The organism is Geodermatophilus sp. SYSU D00710, assembly GCF_054050195.1.
Window position 1 is genome coordinate 123,570 of record NZ_JBJGYX010000004.1, and the last position, 21,568, is coordinate 145,137.

19 protein-coding genes are annotated in these 21,568 nt (G+C 74.8%); 11 read left to right on the forward strand and 8 right to left on the reverse strand.

Annotated elements, in window-relative coordinates; genetic code table 11:
• The first annotated feature begins 99 nt into the window (after positions 1-99).
• On the forward strand, positions 100-1,008 hold the full coding sequence (locus tag ACI78U_RS03210; RefSeq protein WP_456873841.1) for an ABC transporter substrate-binding protein: 909 nt from the start codon (positions 100-102) through the stop codon (positions 1,006-1,008).
• Positions 1,005-2,078 (forward strand): DUF2332 domain-containing protein, encoded by a 1,074-nt coding sequence (locus ACI78U_RS03215; RefSeq protein WP_456873842.1) that lies wholly within the window; start codon positions 1,005-1,007, stop codon positions 2,076-2,078. The genes ACI78U_RS03210 and ACI78U_RS03215 overlap by 4 nt, the downstream gene beginning before the upstream one ends.
• 9 nt (positions 2,079-2,087) lie before the next feature.
• Here ACI78U_RS03215 and ACI78U_RS03220 read toward each other — a convergent pair whose 3' ends face one another.
• Positions 2,088-3,269, reverse strand: a complete 1,182-nt coding sequence (locus tag ACI78U_RS03220) for an acyl-CoA dehydrogenase family protein (RefSeq protein WP_456873843.1) — start codon at positions 3,267-3,269, stop codon at positions 2,088-2,090.
• 141 nt (positions 3,270-3,410) lie between these two features.
• Here ACI78U_RS03220 and ACI78U_RS03225 point away from each other — a divergent pair, with 141 nt between their 5' ends.
• Positions 3,411-4,118 (forward strand): hemerythrin domain-containing protein, encoded by a 708-nt coding sequence (locus tag ACI78U_RS03225; protein WP_456873844.1) that lies wholly within the window; start codon positions 3,411-3,413, stop codon positions 4,116-4,118.
• Between the two features lie 65 nt (positions 4,119-4,183).
• On the opposite strand, the gene ACI78U_RS03230 is transcribed toward ACI78U_RS03225, so the two are convergent.
• Complete coding sequence (locus tag ACI78U_RS03230; RefSeq protein ID WP_456873845.1) at positions 4,184-5,230, reverse strand: YihY/virulence factor BrkB family protein; 1,047 nt, start codon at positions 5,228-5,230, stop codon at positions 4,184-4,186.
• 103 nt (positions 5,231-5,333) lie between these two features.
• On the reverse strand, positions 5,334-6,851 hold the full coding sequence (locus ACI78U_RS03235) for an MFS transporter (RefSeq protein WP_456873846.1): 1,518 nt from the start codon (positions 6,849-6,851) through the stop codon (positions 5,334-5,336).
• Positions 6,852-7,020: 169 nt separating this feature from the next.
• On the opposite strand from ACI78U_RS03235, the gene ACI78U_RS03240 reads away from it, so the two are divergent.
• Positions 7,021-7,242, forward strand: a complete 222-nt coding sequence (locus ACI78U_RS03240; protein WP_456873847.1) for a hypothetical protein — start codon at positions 7,021-7,023, stop codon at positions 7,240-7,242.
• Positions 7,243-7,329: 87 nt separating this feature from the next.
• Here the strand turns inward: ACI78U_RS03240 and ACI78U_RS03245 are convergent, their stop codons facing one another.
• The gene (locus ACI78U_RS03245; protein ID WP_456873848.1) at positions 7,330-9,120 is read right to left on the reverse strand and encodes an acyl-CoA dehydrogenase; all 1,791 of its coding nucleotides are present in this window, start codon (positions 9,118-9,120) and stop codon (positions 7,330-7,332) included.
• A gap of 92 nt (positions 9,121-9,212) precedes the next feature.
• On the opposite strand from ACI78U_RS03245, the gene ACI78U_RS03250 reads away from it, so the two are divergent.
• Both ACI78U_RS03250 and ACI78U_RS03255 read left to right on the forward strand, forming a co-directional pair.
• Entirely contained in the window at positions 9,213-9,680 is a 468-nt protein-coding gene (locus ACI78U_RS03250) for a hypothetical protein (protein WP_456873849.1), read from the forward strand.
• Entirely contained in the window at positions 9,677-10,852 is a 1,176-nt protein-coding gene (locus ACI78U_RS03255; RefSeq protein WP_456873850.1) for a zinc-dependent alcohol dehydrogenase, read from the forward strand. The genes ACI78U_RS03250 and ACI78U_RS03255 overlap by 4 nt, the downstream gene beginning before the upstream one ends.
• Before the next feature lie 255 nt (positions 10,853-11,107).
• Here the strand turns inward: ACI78U_RS03255 and ACI78U_RS03260 are convergent, their stop codons facing one another.
• Both ACI78U_RS03260 and ACI78U_RS03265 read right to left on the reverse strand, forming a co-directional pair.
• Positions 11,108-12,886, reverse strand: a complete 1,779-nt coding sequence (locus ACI78U_RS03260; RefSeq protein WP_456873851.1) for an MDR family MFS transporter — start codon at positions 12,884-12,886, stop codon at positions 11,108-11,110.
• On the reverse strand, positions 12,883-13,377 hold the full coding sequence (locus tag ACI78U_RS03265) for a MarR family winged helix-turn-helix transcriptional regulator (RefSeq protein WP_456873852.1): 495 nt from the start codon (positions 13,375-13,377) through the stop codon (positions 12,883-12,885). The genes ACI78U_RS03260 and ACI78U_RS03265 overlap by 4 nt, the downstream gene beginning before the upstream one ends.
• A gap of 309 nt (positions 13,378-13,686) precedes the next feature.
• Here ACI78U_RS03265 and hrpA point away from each other — a divergent pair, with 309 nt between their 5' ends.
• Complete coding sequence (gene hrpA / locus ACI78U_RS03270) at positions 13,687-17,634, forward strand: ATP-dependent RNA helicase HrpA (RefSeq protein WP_456873853.1); 3,948 nt, start codon at positions 13,687-13,689, stop codon at positions 17,632-17,634.
• A gap of 14 nt (positions 17,635-17,648) precedes the next feature.
• Here the strand turns inward: hrpA and ACI78U_RS03275 are convergent, their stop codons facing one another.
• Positions 17,649-18,056, reverse strand: a complete 408-nt coding sequence (locus tag ACI78U_RS03275) for a hypothetical protein (RefSeq protein ID WP_456873854.1) — start codon at positions 18,054-18,056, stop codon at positions 17,649-17,651.
• A gap of 211 nt (positions 18,057-18,267) precedes the next feature.
• Between ACI78U_RS03275 and ACI78U_RS03280 the strand changes: the two genes are divergently transcribed.
• From ACI78U_RS03280 to ACI78U_RS03290, 3 genes are all read left to right on the forward strand, one after another.
• Positions 18,268-18,657 carry an ATP-binding protein gene (locus ACI78U_RS03280; protein ID WP_456873855.1) on the forward strand — a complete coding sequence of 130 codons (390 nt, stop codon included), beginning with the start codon at positions 18,268-18,270 and terminating at the stop codon, positions 18,655-18,657.
• Between the two features lie 79 nt (positions 18,658-18,736).
• Positions 18,737-18,907 (forward strand): hypothetical protein, encoded by a 171-nt coding sequence (locus tag ACI78U_RS03285; protein ID WP_456873856.1) that lies wholly within the window; start codon positions 18,737-18,739, stop codon positions 18,905-18,907.
• 94 nt (positions 18,908-19,001) lie between these two features.
• Positions 19,002-19,913: an NAD-dependent epimerase/dehydratase family protein gene (locus tag ACI78U_RS03290; RefSeq protein WP_456873857.1), complete on the forward strand. Its 912-nt coding sequence runs from the start codon at positions 19,002-19,004 to the stop codon at positions 19,911-19,913.
• 36 nt (positions 19,914-19,949) lie between these two features.
• Here ACI78U_RS03290 and ACI78U_RS03295 read toward each other — a convergent pair whose 3' ends face one another.
• Entirely contained in the window at positions 19,950-21,263 is a 1,314-nt protein-coding gene (locus ACI78U_RS03295; RefSeq protein ID WP_456873858.1) for a sulfate adenylyltransferase subunit 1, read from the reverse strand.
• 99 nt (positions 21,264-21,362) lie between these two features.
• On the opposite strand from ACI78U_RS03295, the gene ACI78U_RS03300 reads away from it, so the two are divergent.
• Positions 21,363-21,568 (forward strand): hypothetical protein (locus ACI78U_RS03300; RefSeq protein ID WP_456873859.1); only part of this gene is annotated, 206 nt, incomplete at its 3' end.

A 21,568-nucleotide genomic window follows, 5' to 3' on the forward strand; every position in this document is an offset into this window, starting at 1 on the left:
GCTCCCAGGACCATCGACCTTGGTCCCGTCCGCGACTAGCGTGGCTGCTCCCGCGTCCGAAGGCCGCGGGGCGCCGCCTCCTGCCCGGGAGGGCCCGCGATGCGCCGTCGCCCGTTCCCCGTGTCCGTCCTCGCCGTGGTCGCCGTCGTCGTCGCGGCCCTGCTGAGCGCGTGCGGCGACACGGCCGCGGACGCCGGCCCACCCCGGGACCCGGGGATCCGGATCGCCTCCTACGACTTCCCCGAGAACCAGACCCTGGCCGAGGTCTACGCCGAGGCGCTGCGGCGGGCGGGCTTCGCCGTGACGGTGCAGCACGGCATCGGCACCCGCGAGGTCGTCTTCCCGGCGCTGGAGCAGGGGGTGGTCGACCTCGTCGTCGACTACCTGGGCACCGCCGCGGAGTTCCTCCAGGCCGGTGCCGGGTCGGTGCACGACCACCCGGAGCCGCTGCGCGACGGGCTGGCGGAGATGCTCGACCGGCGGGGGCTGACCCCGCTCGCCGCCGCCGAGGCCGAGGACCAGAACGGGTTCGTCGTCCTCACCGACCTCGCCGAGCGGCACGGGATGACGACGCTGTCCCAGCTCGCCGCGGTGGCCCCCGGGCTGGTCTTCGGCGGCCCGCCCGAGTGCCGGGAACGGCGGTTCTGCCTGCCCGGGCTGCGCGAGGTCTACGGCGTGGAGTTCGCCGAGGTCCGCAGCATGCCCTCGCGGTCGGCCACGGCCGAGGCCCTGCTCACCGGGCAGATCGACGTCGGCATGCTGGAGACGACCGACGCCCGGCTGACCGACGCCTCGCTGCTGCTGCTCCGGGACGACCGGTCGCTGCAGCCGCCGGAGAACGTGGTACCCATCGTGCGGACCACGGTCGCCGACGAGCGGCTGCGCGCGACGCTGGACGCGGTCAGCGCCCAGCTGACCACGCTCGACCTGGTCGGGCTCAACCGCGCCGTCGCCGTCGACGGCGTCACCCCGGAGGAGGCGGCCCTGCGCTGGTGGGACGGCCGGTGAGCGCCGCGGGCCCGGCCCGCCCGCTCGCCGAGGCGTACCGGCGCTTCGCGGAGGCCGACGCCGCCGGGGCCTCACCGCTGTACGAGCGCGTCGCCGTCGCCCTGAGCCGGTCCCCCGAGGCGCTGCGCGCCCTCGGGGCACTGCCGGCGCGCCGGCGGCACCCCACCGTCGTCCTCGCCGCGCTGCACGACCTCGCCCTCGCCGGCCGCGCCCCGGCGCTGGCGGCGGCCTACACCGCCGGGGACGGCGACGCCGCCGCGCGGGCGGCGGTCGACACGGTGCTCGGGACGACCGACGCGGTCGTGGCGCTCGCCGCGCGCCGGCTGCCGCGGACCGACGGGACCGGGCGCTGCGCCGTGCTGTACCCGGCCGTCGCCGAGGCGGCGCACCGGGTGGGCGGGGGCGTGGTCGGCCTCGTCGGCGTGGGCTGCTCGGCCTGGTCCGACCTGCTCGTCGACCGCGTCGGCACCACCTACGGGGACGGGCGGTTCCTCGGCGACCCGGCGTCACCGGTGCAGCTGTCGGCGGCGGTCGTGGGGGACCGGCCGGTCCCCGAGCGGGCGGTGCCCGAGGTCGTCGCCCGGGTCGGCGTCGGCCGCGACCCGCTCGACCCGACCGACGCGGACGACGCCCGGTGGCTGCGCGCCTGCGTGTGGCCGGGGCAGCCGGCGCGGGCCGCGATGGTGGAGGCGGAGCTCGCGCTGGCCGCGACGGCGCCGCCGCTGCTGCTGCGGGGGGACCCCGTCGAGCTGCTGCCCGCCGCGGTCGCCCGGGTGCCCGCGCACGCCCTGCCCGTCGTCACCACGGCGTGGGCGCTCGCGCAGGTCCCGCCCGTGGGGCGGCTGCGGTTCCTGCAGCGCCTCGACGACGCCGCGGCCGGCCGGCCGGTGGCCTGGGTGTCGGTGGAGGGGGTCGGGGTGGCGCCGGCGGTCCCGACCCTCGGGGACCGCCGCGCCTCCGGTCACAGCACGATCGGGCTGACGGTGGCCGACCGGTCCTCCCTGCGCGCCGAGGCCGTGGGCCGCTGCTGGTCGCGGGGCCGCACGCTGGCGTGGCTGGCCGCCCCCTGACGTCCGGCCTCAGGCGATCGCGCTGGTGCCGGTGATCGCCCGGCCGACGATGAGGCTGTTCACCTCGCGGGTGCCCTCGTAGGAGTAGATGGCCTCGGCGTCGGCCACGAACCGGCCCACGTGGTTCTCCAGCAGGATCCCGTTGCCGCCCATCAGCTCCCGCGCCCAGCCGACGGTCTCGCGCATGCGCATCGTCGACCAGCCCTTGGCCATCGAGGCGTGCTCGTCGCGGAGCATGCCGCAGTCCTGCAGCTGCGAGGCCCGGGCGCACAGCGCGGCGGAGGCGGTGATGTTGCCGAGCATCCGGAACAGCAGGTCCTGCACGAGCTGGAAGGAGGTGATCGAGCGGCCGAACTGGTCCCGCTCCATCGCGTAGCGCAGCGCGTGCTCGTAGGCGCCGCGCGAGCAGCCGACCGCCGACCACGCCACGCTGACCCGGGTCGCCCGCAGCACGTTGGCCGTGTCGCGGAACGAGTTGGCGTTCTGCAGCCGGTTCTCCTCCGGCACCCGGACGCCGTCGAGGGTGATCAGCGCGTTCTGCACCGCGCGCAGGGCGATCTTGTCCTCGAGGTCGACGGCGCTGAACCCGGGCGTCGGCGTCTCGACGACGAACCCGAGCACCCGGTCGGTCTCCACGTCCCGCGCCCAGATGATGACGAGGTCGGCGAAGCTGCCGTTGCCGATCCACTTCTTCTGCCCGTCGAGGACCCACTCGTCGCCGTCCCGGCGGGCGGTGGTCTGGATGCCCCGGGCGACGTCGGAGCCGTGGTCGGGCTCGGTGAGCCCGAACGCGCCGATCAGCTCCATGCGGGCCATCGCCGGCAGCCAGCGCTCCTTCTGCTCGTCGGAGGCGCACAGGTGCATCGTGCCCATGGCCAGGCCGCCGTGGACGCCGATGAAGGTGGCCACCGACGGGTCGCCCCGGCCCAGCTCCATGGACACCATGCCGTCGAACAGCGAGGAGCGGCCCGGGCAGCCGTACCCGGAGTACTGGGCGCCGGCGATGCCCAGCTCGGCCAGGCCGGGGATCAGCTGGCGGGGGAACTGCGCCCGCGTCCAGTACTCGTTGATGACCGGTTCGACCTGCTCGTCCATGAACGCCCGGACACGGTGCAGCGTCGCGCGGTCCTGCTCGTCGAGCAGCGCCTCCAGGTCGTAGAAGTCCGACGTGACGGTGGGCCGGTCGGCCATGGCACTGCCCTCCTCGCGGATCGGGACCCCGCTGTCCCCGCGCCCGCACTACCCCGCGCCCCGCCGGGCAACCCGGTGTGGCCGGCGCCGCCGTCGGGCAGGACCGGACCGTTCCGTCCCGTGCGCCCCGAGGAGGGCCCCGTGCCCCGTTCCACCGCCGACCAGACCGACGACGAGCTCGGGGGGCCCGGCAGCGTGCTGGTGCGCCAGCGCGCCGACCACGTCGAGCTCGACCGCCTGCTGCACGAGCTCGACGGCAGCACCGGCCGGGCGCAGGGGGAGGTGCTCACCCGGATCGGCCGGCTGGTGTTCAGCCACGCCTTCGCCGAGGAGACCGTGCTGTGGCCGGTGATGCGCCGGGTGCTGCCCGACGGCGAGGCGCTGACCCGGCGGATCGAGACCGAGCACCAGGAGGTCAACGAGCTCGTCGCCGCGCTCGAGGAGGGCGGACCCGACCACCCGAAGCGGGCCACGCGGCTCGCCCGCCTGGTGACGGTCCTGCGCGAGGACGTCCGCGACGAGGAGGACCTGCTGTTCCCGCGGCTGCAGGAGCGCCTGGACCCCGCCGAGCTGCGCCGGCTCGGCCGCCGGTGGGAGCTGGTCCGCCGGGTCTCGCCCACCCGGCCCCACCCGACGGTGTCGCGGCGCCCCCCGGGCAACGCGCTGTCGGGCCTGCCGCTGTCGCTGGTCGACCGGACCCGCGACACCGTCGACGCCGTCGTCCGCCGGGTGCCCGCCCCGCTGGCACCGGCCGGTGCGGCGGTCAGCCGGGGGCTGGCCGTGGTGGCCGCGGTGATCGAGCGGACCCCGCCGGCCCGCCGCGGCGACGGCCCGCCCACCGCCCGCTGAGCACGCACCGGAGGCCCCCTCCCCGGCCGGGGAAGGGGCCTCCGGTGCGTGTGTCGTGCGGCCCGCTAGTTGGTGTTGCGGGGCTTGGGCTCGGCGCGGGCGTCGAGCTGGATCTCCTTCTCCGCGCCCGGGATGCCGTCCTTGAGCTCCTTGGTCCGCTCCTTCTCGGCGTCGAACTCGATGCCGAACAGCAGGGCGAGGTTGATCAGCCAGAACCAGATCAGGAAGACGACGACACCGGCCAGCGCGCCGTAGGTCTTGTTGTAGCTGCCGAAGTTGGCCACGTAGAAGGCGAACGCGGCCGAGGCCACGACGGCCACGAGGATCGCCACGGCGGCGCCGGGGCTGACGAACCGGAACCCGCGCAGCTTGACGTTCGGCGTCGAGTAGTAGAGGACGGCGATCATCAGGGCCAGGATCACCAGGATCACCGGCCACTTGACGACGTTCCACACGGTGAGGGCCGTCTCGCCCACCCCGACGGCCGAGGCGATGGCCTCCACGACCCCGCCGCTGAGCACCAGCATCGCCACGATGACGGCGGCGAACAGGATGCCGATCAGGGTGACCAGCAGCTGCAGCGGCTTGAGCTTCCAGAACTTGCGGCCCTCGGGCGTCTCGTAGACGACGTTGGACGCGCGGGTGAACGCGCCGACGTAGCCCGAGGCCGACCACACCGCGCCGGCCAGACCGAGGACCAGGCCGAAGCCGGCGGCGCTCTGGCTGCCGGCGACCTGCTGGATGACCGGCTCCAGCGTGCTGGCCGCCTGACCCGGGAGGACGGTGGTCAGCGCGTCGGTGAGCTGCTGCGGCGTGGTGAGCAGCCCCACGATGGAGGTCAGCGCGATGAGCGCCGGGAACAGCGCGAGGACGCCGTAGTAGGTGAGCGACGCCGCCCAGTCGGTGAGGTTGTCCTCGCTGAACTCCTTCACCGTGCGCTTGATCGTGGCGAAGAAGGTCGTCTTCGTGTCGGTGCCGCGGGGGGCGTTGTCGAACCGCGTCGAGTTGACCTTGTCGTCGTGCGGCGCGGGGTCACCGGCGGAGTTGCCCGAGAAACGCGTCGGCTGCGACGCCTCGGTGCTCGCGGCGCGGGAGCCGTGGGGGCGGGCCATCGTGGTCCTCCGGGGCAGGGAGCGGGTGGATCAGGGTGATCGGTTCCCCGGACGGCCCCCTTCCATGCACCGGGTGATCACACCGGCGCCGTCGGGGAGCGGTTCAGCGCACCCCGGAGACCGGCGACCACTCGCCGGCGCAGGCCGTGGCCCGCTCGACGTCGGCCGCCCCGCCGGCGCCGGCGGGACCGCGCCGCCGTCCCTGCACCATGCCGCCGACGCTGACCAGCGCCACCACCAGGGCCGAGCCCGCGCCCAGCAGCGACACCGCGGTGAACGCCCCCGCCCGCGGGAAGCCGGTGGCGGGGTCGAGCGCGGCGCCGAGCAGCGCGACGGTGACCGTGCTGCCGACCGCCTGGCCCACCGAGCGGGCGATCGAGTTCACGGCGTTGGCCACCCCGGTCTCGCTGCGCCGCACCGCCGAGACGACCAGCGTCGGCAGCGCGGCGTAGACCACCGTCACCCACGCCTGGGTCAGCAGCCCGGCGACGACGACGGCGGCCGGCTCCGCCCGCGCGGCGGCGAGCACGAGGAAGCCGGCCACGCCGGCGAGCGACCCGGCGAGCAGCGTGAGCAGGGGACCGACCCGGTCGACCACCCGGCCGGCCACCGGGGCGAGGGCGATGCCCAGCACGCCACCGGGCAGCAGGTAGACGACGGCGGCCTCGAGCACCGGCGCCCCGAACCCGTAGCCGGCGGCCGCGGGCGGCGTCTGCACGTACTGCATGACCGCGAGGAAGGAGACGAACAGGCCCACGCCCGTCGCCAGCCCGGCGAGGTTGGGCACCAGCATCCGCGGGTCGGTCAGCAGCGCCGGGCGCACCAGCGGCGCGGTCCGGCGGCGCTGGAACAGCACCCACCCGGTCAGCACGACGAGCGCGGCGGCCGCGCAGCCGAGCGTGGCCGGGGAGGTCCACCCCCAGGCGTTGCCCTGCGAGACCGGCAGCAGCAGGAGCACCAGTCCGATGCCGAGCAGCACGGCTCCCGCCCAGTCGACCCCGCCGGTCGCCGTCCCCGGGCGGCGGGGCAGCGCCACGGCGGCGAGCGCGAGGGACACCAGGGTGACGCCGAGGCCCACCCAGAACGGGCGGTGGTAGTCCCCGCCGTCGCCGGTGAGCAGCCCGGCCGCCACGAGGCCGACCACACCGCCGACGCCCAGGGTGCTGCTGACGATCGACATCGCCACGCTCAGCCGCTCCGGCGGGAGCTCACGGCGCAGCAGGCTGATCGACAGCGGGAAGAGCCCGTAGGAGGAGCCCTGCAGGACGCGGGCGACCAGCAGCAGGGGCAGTGACCGGGTGACGATCGCCAGCAGGGTGCCGGCCGCGACGGCGACCAGGATGCCGAGGACGACCGGGCGCTCGCCGTGCACGTCGCCGAGCCGGCCGAGGACCGGGGTGAGCACCGCGGCGGCCAGCAGGTTGGCGGTGAGCACCCAGCCCGCGGCGGCGGGGGAGACGCCGAGCTGCTCGCCGATCGGGCCGAGGACCGGCACGACCAGGCTCTGCAGCAGCGACAGCGTCGTCACCCCGAGTGACAGGGTCAGGACGAGGAGCGCCGGACGCGTCGGCCGGGTGGAGACGGCGGTGCCGGACGGCGGGGCCCCGGCGCCGGCGGACACCTCCCGATGACACCATGCGGTCATCCCCTGCACCGCACCGGGCCGCCGGCCTGCCCGGATGTGGCCGTGCTCACAGCCCGTCAGGTGAACACTACGTGACGACGGTTGAGAGGCGTTCGAGCCGGGAACACAGAAGGCGGACGACGATTCCGCCGGGCACGGTCCGGTGGTGCGACACGAGACGAGCAAGGGGACGTTCGAGATGGTTCTGTGGCCGGCTGTCGCCCTCGTCGGGTTCCTGGTCCTCACCGGGCTGGTGATCGCGATGGGCACCTCGACGACGGCACGCTACGAGCGCGAGCAGCGGGCGGCCGCCTCCGCCGCCACCCGGCGGGAGAGCGCCGTGACCGGCGCCGCCGTCGAGCCGGTGGGGGTGGCCCAGGCGGCCTGACGCCCGGCCCGACCTCCGTGCGACCGCGCCCCGCCGCTCCCTCGAGGAGCGGCGGGGCGCGATCACGTTCCGGAGCTGTTCCGGGGGCTAGAGCCAGGCGTCGGGGGTGTCGAGCACCGTCCGGTCCAGCGACTCCAGCAGGTCCAGCCAGGTGTGCACCTTCGGCAGCTCCCAGCGCTGGAAGTACCGCGCCGCGGCGCGCTTGCCCTCGTGGAAGTCGCTGGTCGCGTCCCGCGTGGCCAGTGCTTGCTCCAGCCACAGCCACCCGACGACGGTGTGACCGGCGGCGTCGAGGTAGGCACTGGCGTTGGCCAGGGCCAGCGCCGGGTCGCCGGTGCCCCAGAGCGTGCCGGTGACCGTCACCAGCCGGCCGACGGCGGCGTCGACGTCGGCGGCGAGATCGGCGAACGGCGTCCCCGCCGCCCGCGCCGTCGTCGCCGTGATCGTCTCGGCCAGCAGCCGCAGCCCGGCCCCGCCCTGCAGGGTGACCTTGCGGCCGAGCAGGTCCAGGGCCTGGATCCCGTTGGTGCCCTCGTGGATCGGGTTGAGCCGGTTGTCCCGGTAGAACTGCTCGACCGGGTAGTCGCGGGTGTAGCCGTAGCCGCCGTGCACCTGGATGGCCAGGTCGTCGGCGACGGGGCCCCACTGCGAGGGCCACGCCTTGGCGATCGGGGTCAGCGTGTCGAGCAGCAGGTGGGCGCGGGCGCGCTCCTCCCCGGTCTCGGCGGTCCGCTCCTCGTCGACCAGGCGCGCGCAGTACAGGCCCAGCGCCAGCCCGCCCTGGGCGTAGCTCTTGGCGGCCAGCAGCATCCGGCGGACGTCGGGGTGGTCGACCAGCCGGACCATGGGCGAGGACGGGTCCTTGCTGCTGGCCGGGCGGCCCTGGGTGCGGGTGCGCGCGTACTCCAGCGCGTGCAGGTAGCCGGTGTAGCCGAGGACGGTCGCGCCCATCCCGACGCCGATCCGCGCCTCGTTCATCATGTGGAACATGTAGGAGAGCCCCTTGTGCGGCTCCCCGACCAGGTACCCGACGGCGCCGGCCCGCCCGCCCGGGGTGTGCACGCCCTCCCCGAAGTTGAGCAGCGTGTTCGTCGTCCCGCGGTAGCCCATCTTGTGGTTCAGGCCGGCCAGGACGACGTCGTTGCGCTCGCCGACCGACCCGTCGTCGGTGACCAGGAACTTGGGCACGACGAACAGCGAGATGCCCTTCACCCCGGGCGGGCCACCGGGGATCTTGGCCAGCACCAGGTGGACGATGTTCTCGGTCAGCTCGTGGTCGCCGGCCGAGATCCACATCTTGTTGCCGAAGAGCCGGAAGGTGCCGTCGTCCTGCGGCTCGGCGCGGGTGGTGATGTCGGCCAGCGACGAGCCGGCCTGGGGCTCCGACAGCGCCATCGTGCCGAACCAGCGGCCCTCGAGCATCGGCCGGACGAAGCGGTCCTTCTGCTCCTGCGAGCCGTGCGCGAGCAGCAGCCGGGCGTTGCCCATGGTCAGGAACGGGTAGCTCGACGTCCCGACGTTGGCCGCCTTGAACCACGCGAACGCCGCCTGCCCGACGGTCTGCGGCAGCTGCATGCCGCCGTACTCCTCGTCGAAGGTGCCGGCCATGATCCCGGACTCGACGAACACCGCGAGGGCCCTGGCGACCTCGGGGACCATCTCCACCCGGCCGTCGACGAACCGCGGCTCGTTCTCGTCGGCCTTCCGGTTGTGCGGCGCGAAGTGCTCGGTGGCGATCTGCTCGGCGAGCTCCATGACCGCGTCGAAGGTCTCCCGCGAGTGCTCGGCGAACCGCGGCCGCTTGGTGAGGGTCTCGACCTCCAGCCACTCGTGCAGGAGGAACTCCAGGTCGCGGCGGGACAGGATCAGCGAGGACACGGGAGCCTCCACGGGCGACGGCGGCGGGAGCGCGGGCGCGCTGCCCGACCGGCCCACGATAGGCCGGGGGACGGGCCGGGTAGCAGCACGCCATGGACCTCGACCAGCTCGTCAGCCGGGCCACCGGTCTCGCGGGAGGGGCCGGCGCGGCGCTGCTCGGGCGGCTGCAGCACGTGCGGCTGCCCGGCGTCGGCACCGCATCGGCCAGAGACGACCCGGCCACCGCCGCCCGGCGGTGGCGCGCGGTCACGGTGCTCGCCGACCCGGACCGGCTCGCCGACCTGCCGCCCCCGCTGGCCGCCCTCGGGGACCGGGTCGAGACCCGGGTGACCCCGGCGCCCGGCGACAAGGGCACCGAGCTGGCGGCCCGCTTCCGCGGGCCGGCCACGGACGAGGAGATCGGGCGGCTGCGGCAGGCGCTGCGCGAGGCCAAGCAGCTGGTCGAGGTGGGCGAGGTGCTCAGGATGGACCCGCGCCCGCACGGCGAGCGCACCGAGACCCCCGGCGGCCGGCTGCTGGACGGCGCGGTGGCAGCGTCGCGGCGGGAGGGCGTGCTGTGAGGGCCCTGACCTGGACCGGCGTGAACCAGCTGTCGGTGGAGGACGTCCCGGAGCCGCAGGTCCTCAACGACCACGACGTCGTCCTGCGGGTCACCCGGACCACCACGTGCGGGTCGGACCTGCACCTGCTCTCGGGCTACATCCCGTTCATGCGCGCCGGCGACGTCATCGGCCACGAGTTCATGGGCGAGGTCGTCGAGGCCGGCGCGGGTGTCCGCCACCGCCGGGTGGGCGACCGGGTCGTCGTCGCCTCGTTCGTCTCCTGCGGCGCCTGCTGGTACTGCCGCCACGAGCTCTACTCGCTGTGCGACAACAGCAACCCGAACCCGGGCATCACCGAGGGGCTGTGGGGGCAGGCGGTCGGCGGCTGCCTGGGCTACTCGCACGCCGTGGGCGGCTACGCCGGCAGCCACGCGGAGTACGTGCGGGTGCCCTTCGCCGACGTCGGCACCTTCGTGGTCCCCGACGGCGTCTCCGACGACCGCGCGCTGTTCGCCTCCGACGCCGCCTCCACCGCGTTCACCGGCGTCGACCTCGGTGGGGTGCAGCCCGGCGACACCGTGGCGGTGTGGGGGGCGGGCGCCGTCGGGCAGATGGCCGCCCGCATCTCGGCGCTGGTGGGCGCCGAGCGGGTGTTCGTCGTCGACCGGCTGCCCGAGCGGCTCGAGCAGGCCCGCACGCACGCGGGCGCGGAGGCGATCGACTACACGACCACCGACGTGGCCGCGGAGCTGCGCGAGGCCACCGGCGGCCGCGGCCCCGACGTGTGCATCGAGGCGGTGGGCATGGAGGCGCACAGCCCCGGCCCGCAGGGGGTGTACGACCAGGTCAAGCAGCAGTTGCGGCTGCAGACCGACCGGACGGCGGCGGTCCGCGAGGCGGTCCTGGCCTGCCGCAAGGGCGGCAGCGTGTTCCTGCTGGGTGTCTTCGCCGCGATGGCGGACAAGTTCCCGCTCGGCGCGGTGATGAACAAGGGGCTCACCCTCCGCGGCGCCCAAGTGCACGGGCCGCGCTACATCCCGCGCCTGCTGGAGTGGATGGAGCGCGGGGACCTGGTCACCGAGTACCTGGCCACGCACGTGATGCCGCTGGAGGACGCGCCGCGCGGCTACCGGCTGTTCAAGGAGAAGCAGGACGGCTGCGTCCGCGCGGTCTTCCTGCCCCACGGCTGAGTCGCGCCGTGTGTGCCGGCCGCGTCGACCATGCAGTTGTCGCCGCTCGCGCCGACGTGCCCGCGCGTGTCGGCGGCAACAACGCGATGATCGATCCGCTGGCCGTGTCGATCATCGGCTGCGTGCACGCGACACGGGGCGACAGGCCGTCCGGACGTGCACGCACCCGCAGGTCGACGCGCGAGCCGCCCGTGGACGACGAGAGGCCCCTCCCCGCAGGTCGCGGGGAGGGGCCTCTCGCAGTCGTGCGCCTCGTCAGCGGTGGCGACCGGCCGGCTCGGCGTCACCGGGACGCCCGGCCGGGGGCGCGGTCGACGTCGGCGCCGCCGCACCCGCCGCCTGGACCGCCTGCGCGCCGGCGTCCTCGCCCGTCGGCTCACCGGCGGTCTGGGCAGCCGCCTGGCGCGCCTCGATGCCGGACTTGGTGCTCAGTGCCAGCTGGGGCAGGAACAGGAAGACGAAGAACCCGACGGCCACCACGCACGCGGCGATGAGGAACACCAGGTCGATCGAGTTCGAGAACCCGGTCTTGAACGGCGCGGCGAGGAACGACGGCAGCGACTGGATGAACGAGGTGTCCGACAGGTCGCCGCCGGCCGGCAGCCGGCCGCTCTGCACCGCCTCGGCCACCCGCGGGTCGGTCGCCGCCGCGGAGGTCACCGCCTCCCCGATGTCGGTGGGCAGCCGGCTGAACAGCACCGACAGGAAGACCGCGGTGCCGATGGTGCCGCCCATCTGTCGGAAGAACGTGACCGAGGAGGTGGCCACGCCCATCTCCCGCGGCGAGACGGCGTTCTGCACGGCGAGGATCGCGGGCTGGAAGTTGAAGCCCAGGCCCAGGCCCAGCAGCACCATGAACGGGACCAGCGTCCAGATCGAGGTGTCGGCGCCGACGACGAACGACATCGACACCAGCGCGACGGTCATGAACACGATGCCGACCAGCGGGAACACCTTGTAGCGGCCGGTGCGCGAGATGGCGATGCCGGAGCCCATCGCGCCGGTCATGATGCCCGCGACCAGCGGGATCATCTGCAGGCCGGCGACCGTGGCGCTCGAGCCGTGCACGATCTGCAGGTACTGCGGGAGCAGCAGCAGCCCGCCGAACATGCCCGCCCCCATCACCACGCTGCCGATCCCGACGACGGTGAAGCTGCGGTTGCCGAACAGCCGCAGCGGCAGCAGCGCCTCGTCGCCGTAGGCCCGCTCGGCGAGCAGGAAGGCTCCGAAGCCGACGGCGCCGATGGCGTAGCAGGCCAGCGACCGGCCCGAGGTCCAGCCCCACAGGCGGCCCTGCTCGGCCACGATGAGCAGCGGCACGAGGAACGTGACGAGGGCGAGCGCGCCGGGCCAGTCGATGCGGTGCTCCCGGCGCTCGTGCGGCAGGTGCAGCACCCGGTACACGGCGGCGAAGGCGAGCAGGCCCAGCGGCACGTTGACGTAGAAGATCCAGCGCCAGCCGTCGAGGCCGAGCAGCGAGGACTGGCCGGCGAGGAAGCCGCCGATGACCGGACCCAGGACGCTCGAGGTGCCGAAGACGGCCATGAAGTAGCCCTGGTACCGCGAGCGCTCCCGCGGCGGCACGATGTCACCGATGATCGCCAGGGCCAGCGACATCAGGCCGCCGGCGCCGATGCCCTGCACGGCCCGGAACGCGGCCAGTTGGTACATCGTGTCGGCCAGGCCGCACAGCACCGAGCCGAGCACGAACACCGCGATGGCGAACAGGTAGAACGGCCGCCGCCCGTAGATGTCGGAGAGCTTGCCGTACAGCGGCGTGGCGATCGTCGAGGTGATGAGGAACGCCGTGGTCGCCCACGCCTGCAGGTCGTAGCCCTGCAGGTCGTCGGCGATGGTCCGGATGGCGGTCGACACCACCGTCTGGTCGAGGGCGGCGAGGAACATCGCCACCATCAGGCCGGCCACGATCGTGAGGATCTGCCGGTGGGTGAAGGCGCCGGAGGAGTCCGGCGCGGCGGCCGCGACGCGGCTGCCGCTGCGCCCGCCGGCGGGGCGGGCGGTGGTCTGGCTCATGGGTTCTCTCTCGGGACGGGAGGCGCGGAGGGGGAGCGGGGATCGGACGGCAGCGCTGCCGTGAGGTCGTCGAGCAGGCGCCCGAACAGTCCGGTGAGGGCGGTGAGGTCGGCGTCGGACCAGCCGGTGAGGACGGCGCCGAGGTGGGCGGCGCGCTCCTCGGCGAGCCGCTCGACGGCGGCCCGGCCGGCATCGGTGACGACCAGCCGGGAGGCGCGGCCGTCGGTCTCGTCGGCCACCCGCTGGACCAGTCCGTGCTCGACGAGCGCGGCGACGTGCCGGCTGACCGTCGAGGGGTCGGCGTGCACGACCTCGGCCAGGGTGCTCTGGCGGAGGGGGCCCAGGCGGGTCAGGGGGAACAGCAGCACGAGCGCGGCGCGCTCCCGCCCCTCGGCGGTGGCCGGGAGGCTCTTGAACGCGTGCACCAGCCGCACGAAGCGCGGCATCTGCTCCGACAGCCGGCGGACCTCGGCCGCCCGCGTGGCCGACACGGCAGTGCGCCCGGTCGCGGAGGGTGCGGACGAGGACACGGGGACTCCAGACAGGGAGGAGGGGATGTACGTGCAACCTACAAGACGTTGCGCGCTACAAGCAACTAGTTGCATGGTACATGCGACGTGATCTGGGCGACGACCTGCACCCGCGGGTACCGGTACCCGCGCGAGGGCGACGGAACAGCCGCCCGCCGGCCGGCGTTGTCCTCTCCGGCCCCGGACGCCGGACGGCGCGGGCCTCCCCGATGCGATCCTGGGAGCGGAGCAGTCCGCTCCCCGCCCCCTGGAAGAAGGCCGAGCACCGCCGTGACCGCGACCCTCCCGGACCTCCGGTCCCGGCTGGCCGCGCTGACCCTCGAGGACGAGCACCGCATCGGCCGCCGTCTGGAGGGCACGCGCCGCATCCGCGACGAGGCGGCACGGGCGCGGGCGCTGGAGAGCATCGCCGCCGACGTCGCCGCCGCGGAGGAGCGCATCGCCCGCCGGCGGGCCGCCGTCCCGGCGGTCACCTACCCCGAGGGGCTGCCGGTCAGCGCCCGTCGCGACGACATCGCCGCCGCCCTGCGCGAGCACCAGGTGGTCGTCGTCGCCGGCGAGACCGGCTCGGGCAAGACCACCCAGCTGCCCAAGATCGCCCTGGAGCTCGGCCGCGGGGTGCGCGGCCGGATCGGGCACACCCAGCCCCGGCGGATCGCCGCGCGCACGGTGGCCGAGCGCATCGCCGAGGAGCTCGACACCCCGCTGGGCGGCGCGGTCGGCTGGAAGGTGCGCTTCACCGACCAGGTCGGCGACGGCACCCTGGTCAAGCTCATGACCGACGGCGTCCTGCTGGCCGAGATCGCACGCGACCGGATGCTGCGCCAGTACGACACGATCGTCGTCGACGAGGCGCACGAGCGGAGCCTCACCATCGACTTCCTGCTGGGCTACCTGGCCCAGCTGCTGCCCCGGCGTCCCGACCTCAAGGTCGTCATCACCTCGGCCACCATCGACGTCGACCGGATCGCCAGGCACTTCGCGGTCGACGGCGCCGAGGTGCCCGTCGTCGAGGTCAGCGGCCGCACCTACCCGGTCGAGATCCGCTACCGGCCGGTGGCCGACCCCGACGACCCGGACGCCGACCCCGACCGCGACCAGGTCACCGCCATCGGCGACGCCGTCGAGGAGCTGGCGGCCGAGGGTCCCGGGGACGTGCTCGTCTTCCTCGCCGGCGAGCGCGAGATCCGCGACGCCGCGGACGGCCTCACCGAGCGCTTCCCCGGGGTCGAGGTGCTGCCGCTCTACTCGCGGCTGTCGGCCGCCGACCAGCACCGGGTCTTCCAGCCGCACACCGGGCGGCGGATCGTGCTGGCCACCAACGTCGCCGAGACGTCGCTGACCGTGCCCGGCATCCGCTACGTCGTCGACCCCGGGACCGCCCGCATCTCGCGGTACAGCGCGCGGACCAAGGTGCAGCGGCTGCCCATCGAGCCGATCAGCCAGGCCTCGGCGCGGCAGCGCTCGGGCCGCTGCGGCCGCGTGGCCGAGGGCGTCGCCATCCGGCTCTACACCGAGGAGGACTTCGAGAGCCGGCCGGAGTACACCGACCCGGAGATCCTGCGCACCAGCCTGGCCTCGGTCCTGCTGCAGATGGCCGCCCTCGACCTCGGCGCGGTCGAGGACTTCCCGTTCGTCGACCCGCCGGACCGCCGCGCCGTCGCCGACGGCCGGGCCCTGCTCGAGGAGCTCGGCGCGCTCGACGAGCGGGGCCGGCTCACCCCCACCGGCCGGGCGCTGGCACAGCTGCCGCTGGACCCCCGGCTGGGCCGCATGGTGGTCGAGGCCGACCGCCGCGGCGTGCTGGAGGAGGTCCTGGTCATCGCCGCCGGCCTGACCATCCAGGACCCCCGCGAGCGCCCGGCCGAGCACCAGCAGGCCGCCGACCAGGCGCACGCCCGCTTCGCCGACGAGCACTCCGACTTCCTCACCCTGCTCAACCTGTGGCGCCACCTGACCGAGCAGCAGGACGCGCTGTCGGGCAGCCAGTTCCGCCGCACGGTCAAGCGCGAGTTCCTGCACTACCTGCGCATCCGCGAGTGGCAGGACCTGCACGGCCAGCTGCGCAGCACCGCCCGGCGGCTCGGCATGACCGTCGGTGACCTCGCCGCCGAGCCCGACGAGCGCGGCGTGCACACCGCCCTGCTGGCCGGACTGCTGTCGCAGGTGGGCCTGCAGCTCGAGGACACCCGGAGGAAGGACGGCGACCGGCGGCGCGGTGGTCGGGAGTACCTGGGCGCCCGCGGGGCCCGGTTCGTCATCGCCCCCGGCACGCCGCTGGCCAGGAAGCCCCCGCGCTGGGTCGTCGCCGCCGAACTCGTGGAGACCAGCCGGCTGTTCGCCCGGACCGTCGCCCGCGTGGACCCCGACGACGTCGAGCGGCTGGCGGCCCACCTGGTGAAGCGGGAGCACTCCGAGCCCCGGTGGGACGCGAAGCGGGGCTCGGTCGTGGCCAGTGAGCGGGTCACCCTCTACGGCATCCCGCTCGTCGTGGGCCGCCGCGTGCAGTACGGCTCGATCGACCCGGTCGTGTCCCGGGAGCTGTTCATCCGGCACGCGCTCGTGCAGGGCGAGTGGACGACGCACCACCGCTTCTGGACCGACAACCAGCGCGCGATCGAGCGGGTCGCCGAGCTGGAGGAGCGGGCCCGCCGCCGCGACATCCGGGTCGACGACGAGACGCTGTTCGAGCTCTACGACGCCCGGATCCCGGCCGACGTCGTCTCCACCCGGCACTTCGACCGCTGGTGGAAGCAGGCGCGTCGGGAGACGCCGGACCTGCTCACCTTCACGCCGGAGGTGCTCACCAACGCGGCCGCGGCCGGGCAGGTCCGCGTCGAGGACTTCCCCGACGAGGTGCCGCTGACGCAGGGGCTGACCCTCCCGCTGTCCTACGCCTTCGCCCCCGGCGCGCCGGAGGACGGGGTGACCGTCGACGTGCCGCTCGCGGTGCTCGACACCGTGGCCGAGCGGACGTCGGGGGAGTCGCTGGCCTTCACCGTCCCCGGCCTGCGCGAGGAGCTGGTGACGGCGCTGCTGCGGACGCTGCCCAAGCAGCTGCGCCGCGCCCTGGTGCCGATCCCCGACCGGGTCCGCGAGGTGCTGCCGCGCATCGCCCCGGCCGAGCCGCTGCTGCCGGCGCTGGAGCGCGAGCTGCGGCGGACGGCGGGCGTCGTCGTCCCGCCGGACGCCTGGCAGCCCGCGCAGGTGCCCGACCACCTGCGGGCGACCTTCCGCGTCCTCGACGACCGGCAGCGGCCCCTGGCCACCGGCAAGGACCTGCAGGCCCTGCGCCGCGAGGTCGCCCCCGCCAGCCGGGCCAGCCTGGCCCGGGCGGCCTCGGACCTCGAGCGCACCGGGCTGACGGCGTGGACCATCGGGGAGCTGCCGCGCACCGTCGAGGTGGTCCGCGGCGGGCACGCGGTCACCGCCTACCCGGCGCTGGTCGACGAGGGCGCCACGGTCGGCGTCCGGGTCGTGTCCACCGAGGCCGAGGCCACCCGCCTGACCTGGCGCGGCGCGCGACGGCTGCTGGTGCTGGTGGCCGGCTCGCCCGCGCGGCAGGTGGTCAAGGGCCTGTCGCCCCGGACGCGGCTGGCCCTGCAGTTCAACCCCGACGGCGAGATCCCGGCCCTGGTCGACGACTGCGTCGACGCCGCCGCAGACGAGCTGGTCGCCGCCGCCGGCGGGCCGCCGCGCGACGAGGCCGCGTTCACCGCGCTGGTGACCACGGCCCGGCAGCAGCTGCTGCCGCTGACGCAGGACGCCGTCCGGCGGGTCGAGGCGGTGCTCACCCAGGCCCGCGAGGTCGCCGTCGCGATCGGCGCGGCCCCGGGACGGCGGGTGCCCGAGGCGGCTATCGCCGACCTGCGCCGCCAGATGGCCGGGCTGCTGCACCGCGGCTTCGTGGCCGACGCCGGCCACCGGCGCCTGCCCGACCTCGTGCGCTACCTGCGGGCGATGGCCCACCGGCTGGAGAAGCTGCCGGCCAACGCGGCGCGCGACGCGCTGTGGACGGAGCAGGTCGCGGCGGTCACCGCCGAGTACGAGCAGCTGCGCCGGGAGGTGCCCCCGACGGGCGCGCCGGACGACCCGGTCGCGCGGATCCGCTGGATGGTCGAGGAGCTGCGGGTCGGGCTGTTCGCCCAGCAGATCGGCACGCCGCGCCCGGTGTCGGAGCAGCGCCTCTACAAGGCCATCGACGCGCTCACGGCCTGAGGGAGGCCTCGGGGTCAGTGCTGCGCGCGGTCGCCGTCGCGCAGCAGGGCGGAGACGCGCTGCCGCGTCACGCCGTACAAGGCGGCGATCCGGTTGATGCTCACCCGCTCGGCCTGCAGCGCGCGGGCCTGCGCCCGGCGCCAGGCCGACCCGGCGCCGGCCAGCCCGGAGAGCACCGTGCTGATGCGCTCCACGACCAGCGGGCGGGACTCGGCGGTGACGATGTCCAGCCACGCCCGGCCGGCCCGGCGCTCGGCGAGCAGCAGCTCCGCGCGCGCCCGCGCGTCCTGCAGCTCGGCGGCGCAGCGGTCGATCTCGCGCACCAGGTCCTCGAGTGCCAGCAGGGCGTCGTCGTCCCGTGGCGTGCTGTCGACCACGTCATCGTCCGGCGCGGCCGGCGTCGTCTGCGGTCCTGCCGTCACGGGGGTCCTCCTCCGTCCTCGCCGACGCTCCGTCGCGCCGCTCGGTTGCACACTACCGTGGTGAACGGGTGTTGCGTGCAACGGCTGTGACATGCAACTGCCATTCCGTGCAACGGGCATTGCGCACCGGTCACTGACCTGTCAGGCTGGCTGCGAGTTCGATCGTGCACAACCGATGAGGCGCCCCGGTGCCGGAACCAGGGAGGCCTCGATGTCCACGCTCACCGCCCGGGTCGACCTGCCACCCTCGGCGCGCAGCGTGCCGGTCGCCCGTCACCTGGCCCGGGAGGTCCTCCTGGCCTGGCACGCGCCGCAGGACACCGGGGACGTCGAACTCCTCGTCACCGAGGTGGTCGCCAACGTCGTCGACCACGTCGGCGGGGAGAGCGTGCTGTCCCTGGAGCTGGAGTACTCCGACGGCTGGCTGCGCGTCGCCGTGGCCGACGGCAGCTCGGTGCGCCCGGTGGTCGGAGAGCTGCGCGGTGACCAGCCCCGGGGGCGCGGGATGCAGATCGTCGACGCGATCGCCGACGACTGGGGCGTGGAGGACGTGGACGGCGGCAAGCGGGTGTGGTTCTCGGTGCGGCCGCACGGCGGCTGAGGCCGGGCGCGCGCGTTTGTCTCCGGTCCCTCCCGGGGAGGGCTGGGGGCGACCGAAGCCGCCAGACGGAGGAGACGCGATGAGCGAGCCCAGCCACACCGAGGCCGCCGGCGAGGGCCTGTCCGACGAGGAGATGGTGCAGACCGTCGCCGACCAGACCGACAGCGCCTCGGGGCACGCCTACAAGGCCGGCAAGGACTGGGACGGCGACCCCAGCCAGGCGCCGGCGCCCCCGGACCCCGAGTCCTGACGAGCCGACCGGCCGTCCCGCCGCCCGGCTCGTGCCGGGCGGCGGACGACCTCCTGCCACGGGGCGCCGTGACGACGCCCCGGATCGGAGAGCCATGACCAGCGCGTCCGACCGAGCGGAGCCCGGCGGGAGCCGGCACGTGCTGGTCACCGGGGGGAGCGGCAAGCTCGGCCGCGCCGTCGTCGACCTGCTCGTGCGGCGCGGCCGCCGGGTGTCGGTCGTGGACCTCGTGCACCCCGGTCGGGCCGACGTCGCCTGGACACAGGCCGACCTCGCCGACTACGGCCAGGCCGTCGGTGCGCTGACCGGCGTCGACGACCGGTGGCCGGCCCCGGACGCCGTCGTCCACCTGGCCGCGCTGCCGGCCCCGGGCCTGCGGCCCGACGCGACGCTGTTCGCCGCGAACGTGACGACGACGTACAACGTCTTCGCCGCCGCCCGGGTGGCCGGGATCGACACGGTGGTGTGGGCCTCCAGCGAGACGGTGCTGGGGCTGCCCTTCGACACCCCGCCGCCCTACCTGCCGCTCGACGAGGACTGCGGGCCGACGCCGAACTCGTCCTACTCGCTGTCGAAGACGCTGGAGGAGGAGATGGCGCGGCAGTTCGCCCGGTGGCGGCCGGAGCTGTCGATCACCGGACTGCGCTTCTCCAACGTGATGGAGCCGGCCGACTACGCGGCCTTCCCCTCCTTCGACGCCGACGCGGCGCTGCGGCGGTGGAACGCGTGGTCCTACATCGACGCGCGCGACGGCGCCGCCGCGGTCCTGGCCGCGCTCGACCACCGCGGCCCCGGGGCGGAGGTCTTCGTCATCGCCAACGCCGACACGGTGATGAGCCGGCCCAGCGCGGAGCTGGCTGCCGAGCAGTTCCCCGGCGTCCCGGTGCGCGGCCCGCTGGAGCGGCACCAGGCGCTGATGAGCAGCGAGCGGGCCCGCCGCGTCCTCGGGTGGACGCCCGAGCACAGCTGGCGCGACGAGGTGGACGGCTCCCCAGGCGGCACGTGAGGTGCTGGAGCGGCCCCCGTGCAGGGGCCCGCGGTCCTACTGGTGGGGGACGAGCATCCCCGCGCCGACCGTGGCGTTGGTGGCCTCGTCGACGAGGATGAACCGGCCGGTGGCCCGGTTGTGCGTGTAGTCGTCGACGAACAGCGGCTGGGTGGTGCGCAGCCGCACCCGGCCGATGTCGTTGAGGCCGAGCTCGCCGGCCTCCTCCTCGTGGTCGAGGGTGTTGACGTCGAGCCGGTGGACGATCTCCTTGACCATCGCCCGCACGCTGCGGGTGGTGTGCTTGACGGCCAGCCGCTGCCGCGGCCGCAGCGGCTCGTCGGCCATCCAGCAGACCAGTGCGTCGAGGTCCTGGGTCACCTCGGGCCCGCCCCCCGGTCCGCACAGCAGGTCGCCGCGGGAGACGTCGAGGTCGTCGGCGAGCCGCACGGTGACCGCCATGGGCGGGTGTGCGGCGTCCACCGGGCCGCGGGGGCCGTCGATGGCGGCGATCGTCGTCGTCCGGCCGCCGGGCAGCACCTGCACCTCGTCGCCGGGGCGCAGCACCCCGCTGGCCACGGTGCCGGCGTAGCCGCGGTAGTCGTGGAAGGCGTCCGACTGCGGCCGGATCACGTACTGCACGGGGAAGCGGACGTCGGTGAGGTTGCGGTCACCGGCCACCTCCACCGACTCCAGGTGCTCGAGGAGCGCCGGCCCGTCGTACCAGGGCGCGGCGTCGGACCGGGTGACGACGTTGTCCCCGCGCAGCGCCGAGATCGGGACGACGGTCAGGTCGGGGATGTCGAGCTTGGCCGCGAACGCGCGGAACTCGTCGCGGATGGCCTCGAAGGTCTCCTGCGACCAGCCGGCCAGGTCCATCTTGTTGACGGCGACGACCAGGTGCGGCACCCGCAGCAGCGCGGCGAGGTAGGCGTGCCGCCGGCTCTGCTCCTGGATGCCCTTGCGGACGTCGACCAGCACGATCGCGAGGTCCGCCGTCGAGGCGCCGGTGACCGTGTTGCGGGTGTACTGCACGTGCCCCGGGGTGTCGGCCAGGATGAACGTGCGCCGCGGGGTGCTGAAGTAGCGGTAGGCGACGTCGATGGTGATGCCCTGCTCGCGCTCGGCCCGCAGGCCGTCGGTGAGCAGCGCGAGGTCCACGTAGTCGCCGCGGCTGGCCCGCTCGATCGCCGCGTACTGGTCCTCGAACACCGCCTTGCTGTCGAACAGCAGCCGGCCGATCAGCGTGCTCTTGCCGTCGTCGACCGAGCCGGCGGTGGCGATGCGGAGGATGTCCCGGCGCGCCGTCGCGATCTCGGCCGCCTGCTCGGCAGCGGCGGAGTGGACGTCGACGGCGGACTGCTCGGACACGACCCCATCATCCCCGCCGGGAGCGGACGGCAGCGTCCGGGGCCGTCCTCGGGGACGCTGGTGTGAGCCGGGCCACCGGGCCCGCAGGGAGGAGCGGCGGTGGGCGGGCTCGTGTTCCTCGTTCCGGTGCTGCTGGTCGTCGTGGCCGGGTACTCGGTCGGCTACGTGGTCGCCGAGGCGCTCGGCGTCGGCTCACCGCAGGCGGTGGGCTGGCCGGCCGGGTTCCTGCTGCTGGCCGTCACCGTCGTCGTCCTGCTGCGCCACCGCCGCCGGCGTCGTTCGCGCGCTCGCGGCGGCCCGCCGCG

What these genes read in the sequence shown, in the direction of transcription:
- ACI78U_RS03210 (WP_456873841.1), top strand. Translation starts at nt 100, where the DNA reads ATGCGCCGTCGCCCGTTCCCCGTGTCCGTCCTCGCCGTGGTCGCCGTC.
- ACI78U_RS03220 (WP_456873843.1), bottom strand. Translation starts at nt 3,269, where the DNA reads ATGGCCGACCGGCCCACCGTCACGTCGGACTTCTACGACCTGGAGGCG.
- ACI78U_RS03230 (WP_456873845.1), bottom strand. Translation starts at nt 5,230, where the DNA reads ATGGCCCGCCCCCACGGCTCCCGCGCCGCGAGCACCGAGGCGTCGCAG.
- ACI78U_RS03250 (WP_456873849.1), top strand. Translation starts at nt 9,213, where the DNA reads ATGGACCTCGACCAGCTCGTCAGCCGGGCCACCGGTCTCGCGGGAGGG.
- ACI78U_RS03260 (WP_456873851.1), bottom strand. Translation starts at nt 12,886, where the DNA reads ATGAGCCAGACCACCGCCCGCCCCGCCGGCGGGCGCAGCGGCAGCCGC.
- ACI78U_RS03280 (WP_456873855.1), top strand. Translation starts at nt 18,268, where the DNA reads ATGTCCACGCTCACCGCCCGGGTCGACCTGCCACCCTCGGCGCGCAGC.
- ACI78U_RS03285 (WP_456873856.1), top strand. Translation starts at nt 18,737, where the DNA reads ATGAGCGAGCCCAGCCACACCGAGGCCGCCGGCGAGGGCCTGTCCGAC.
- ACI78U_RS03290 (WP_456873857.1), top strand. Translation starts at nt 19,002, where the DNA reads ATGACCAGCGCGTCCGACCGAGCGGAGCCCGGCGGGAGCCGGCACGTG.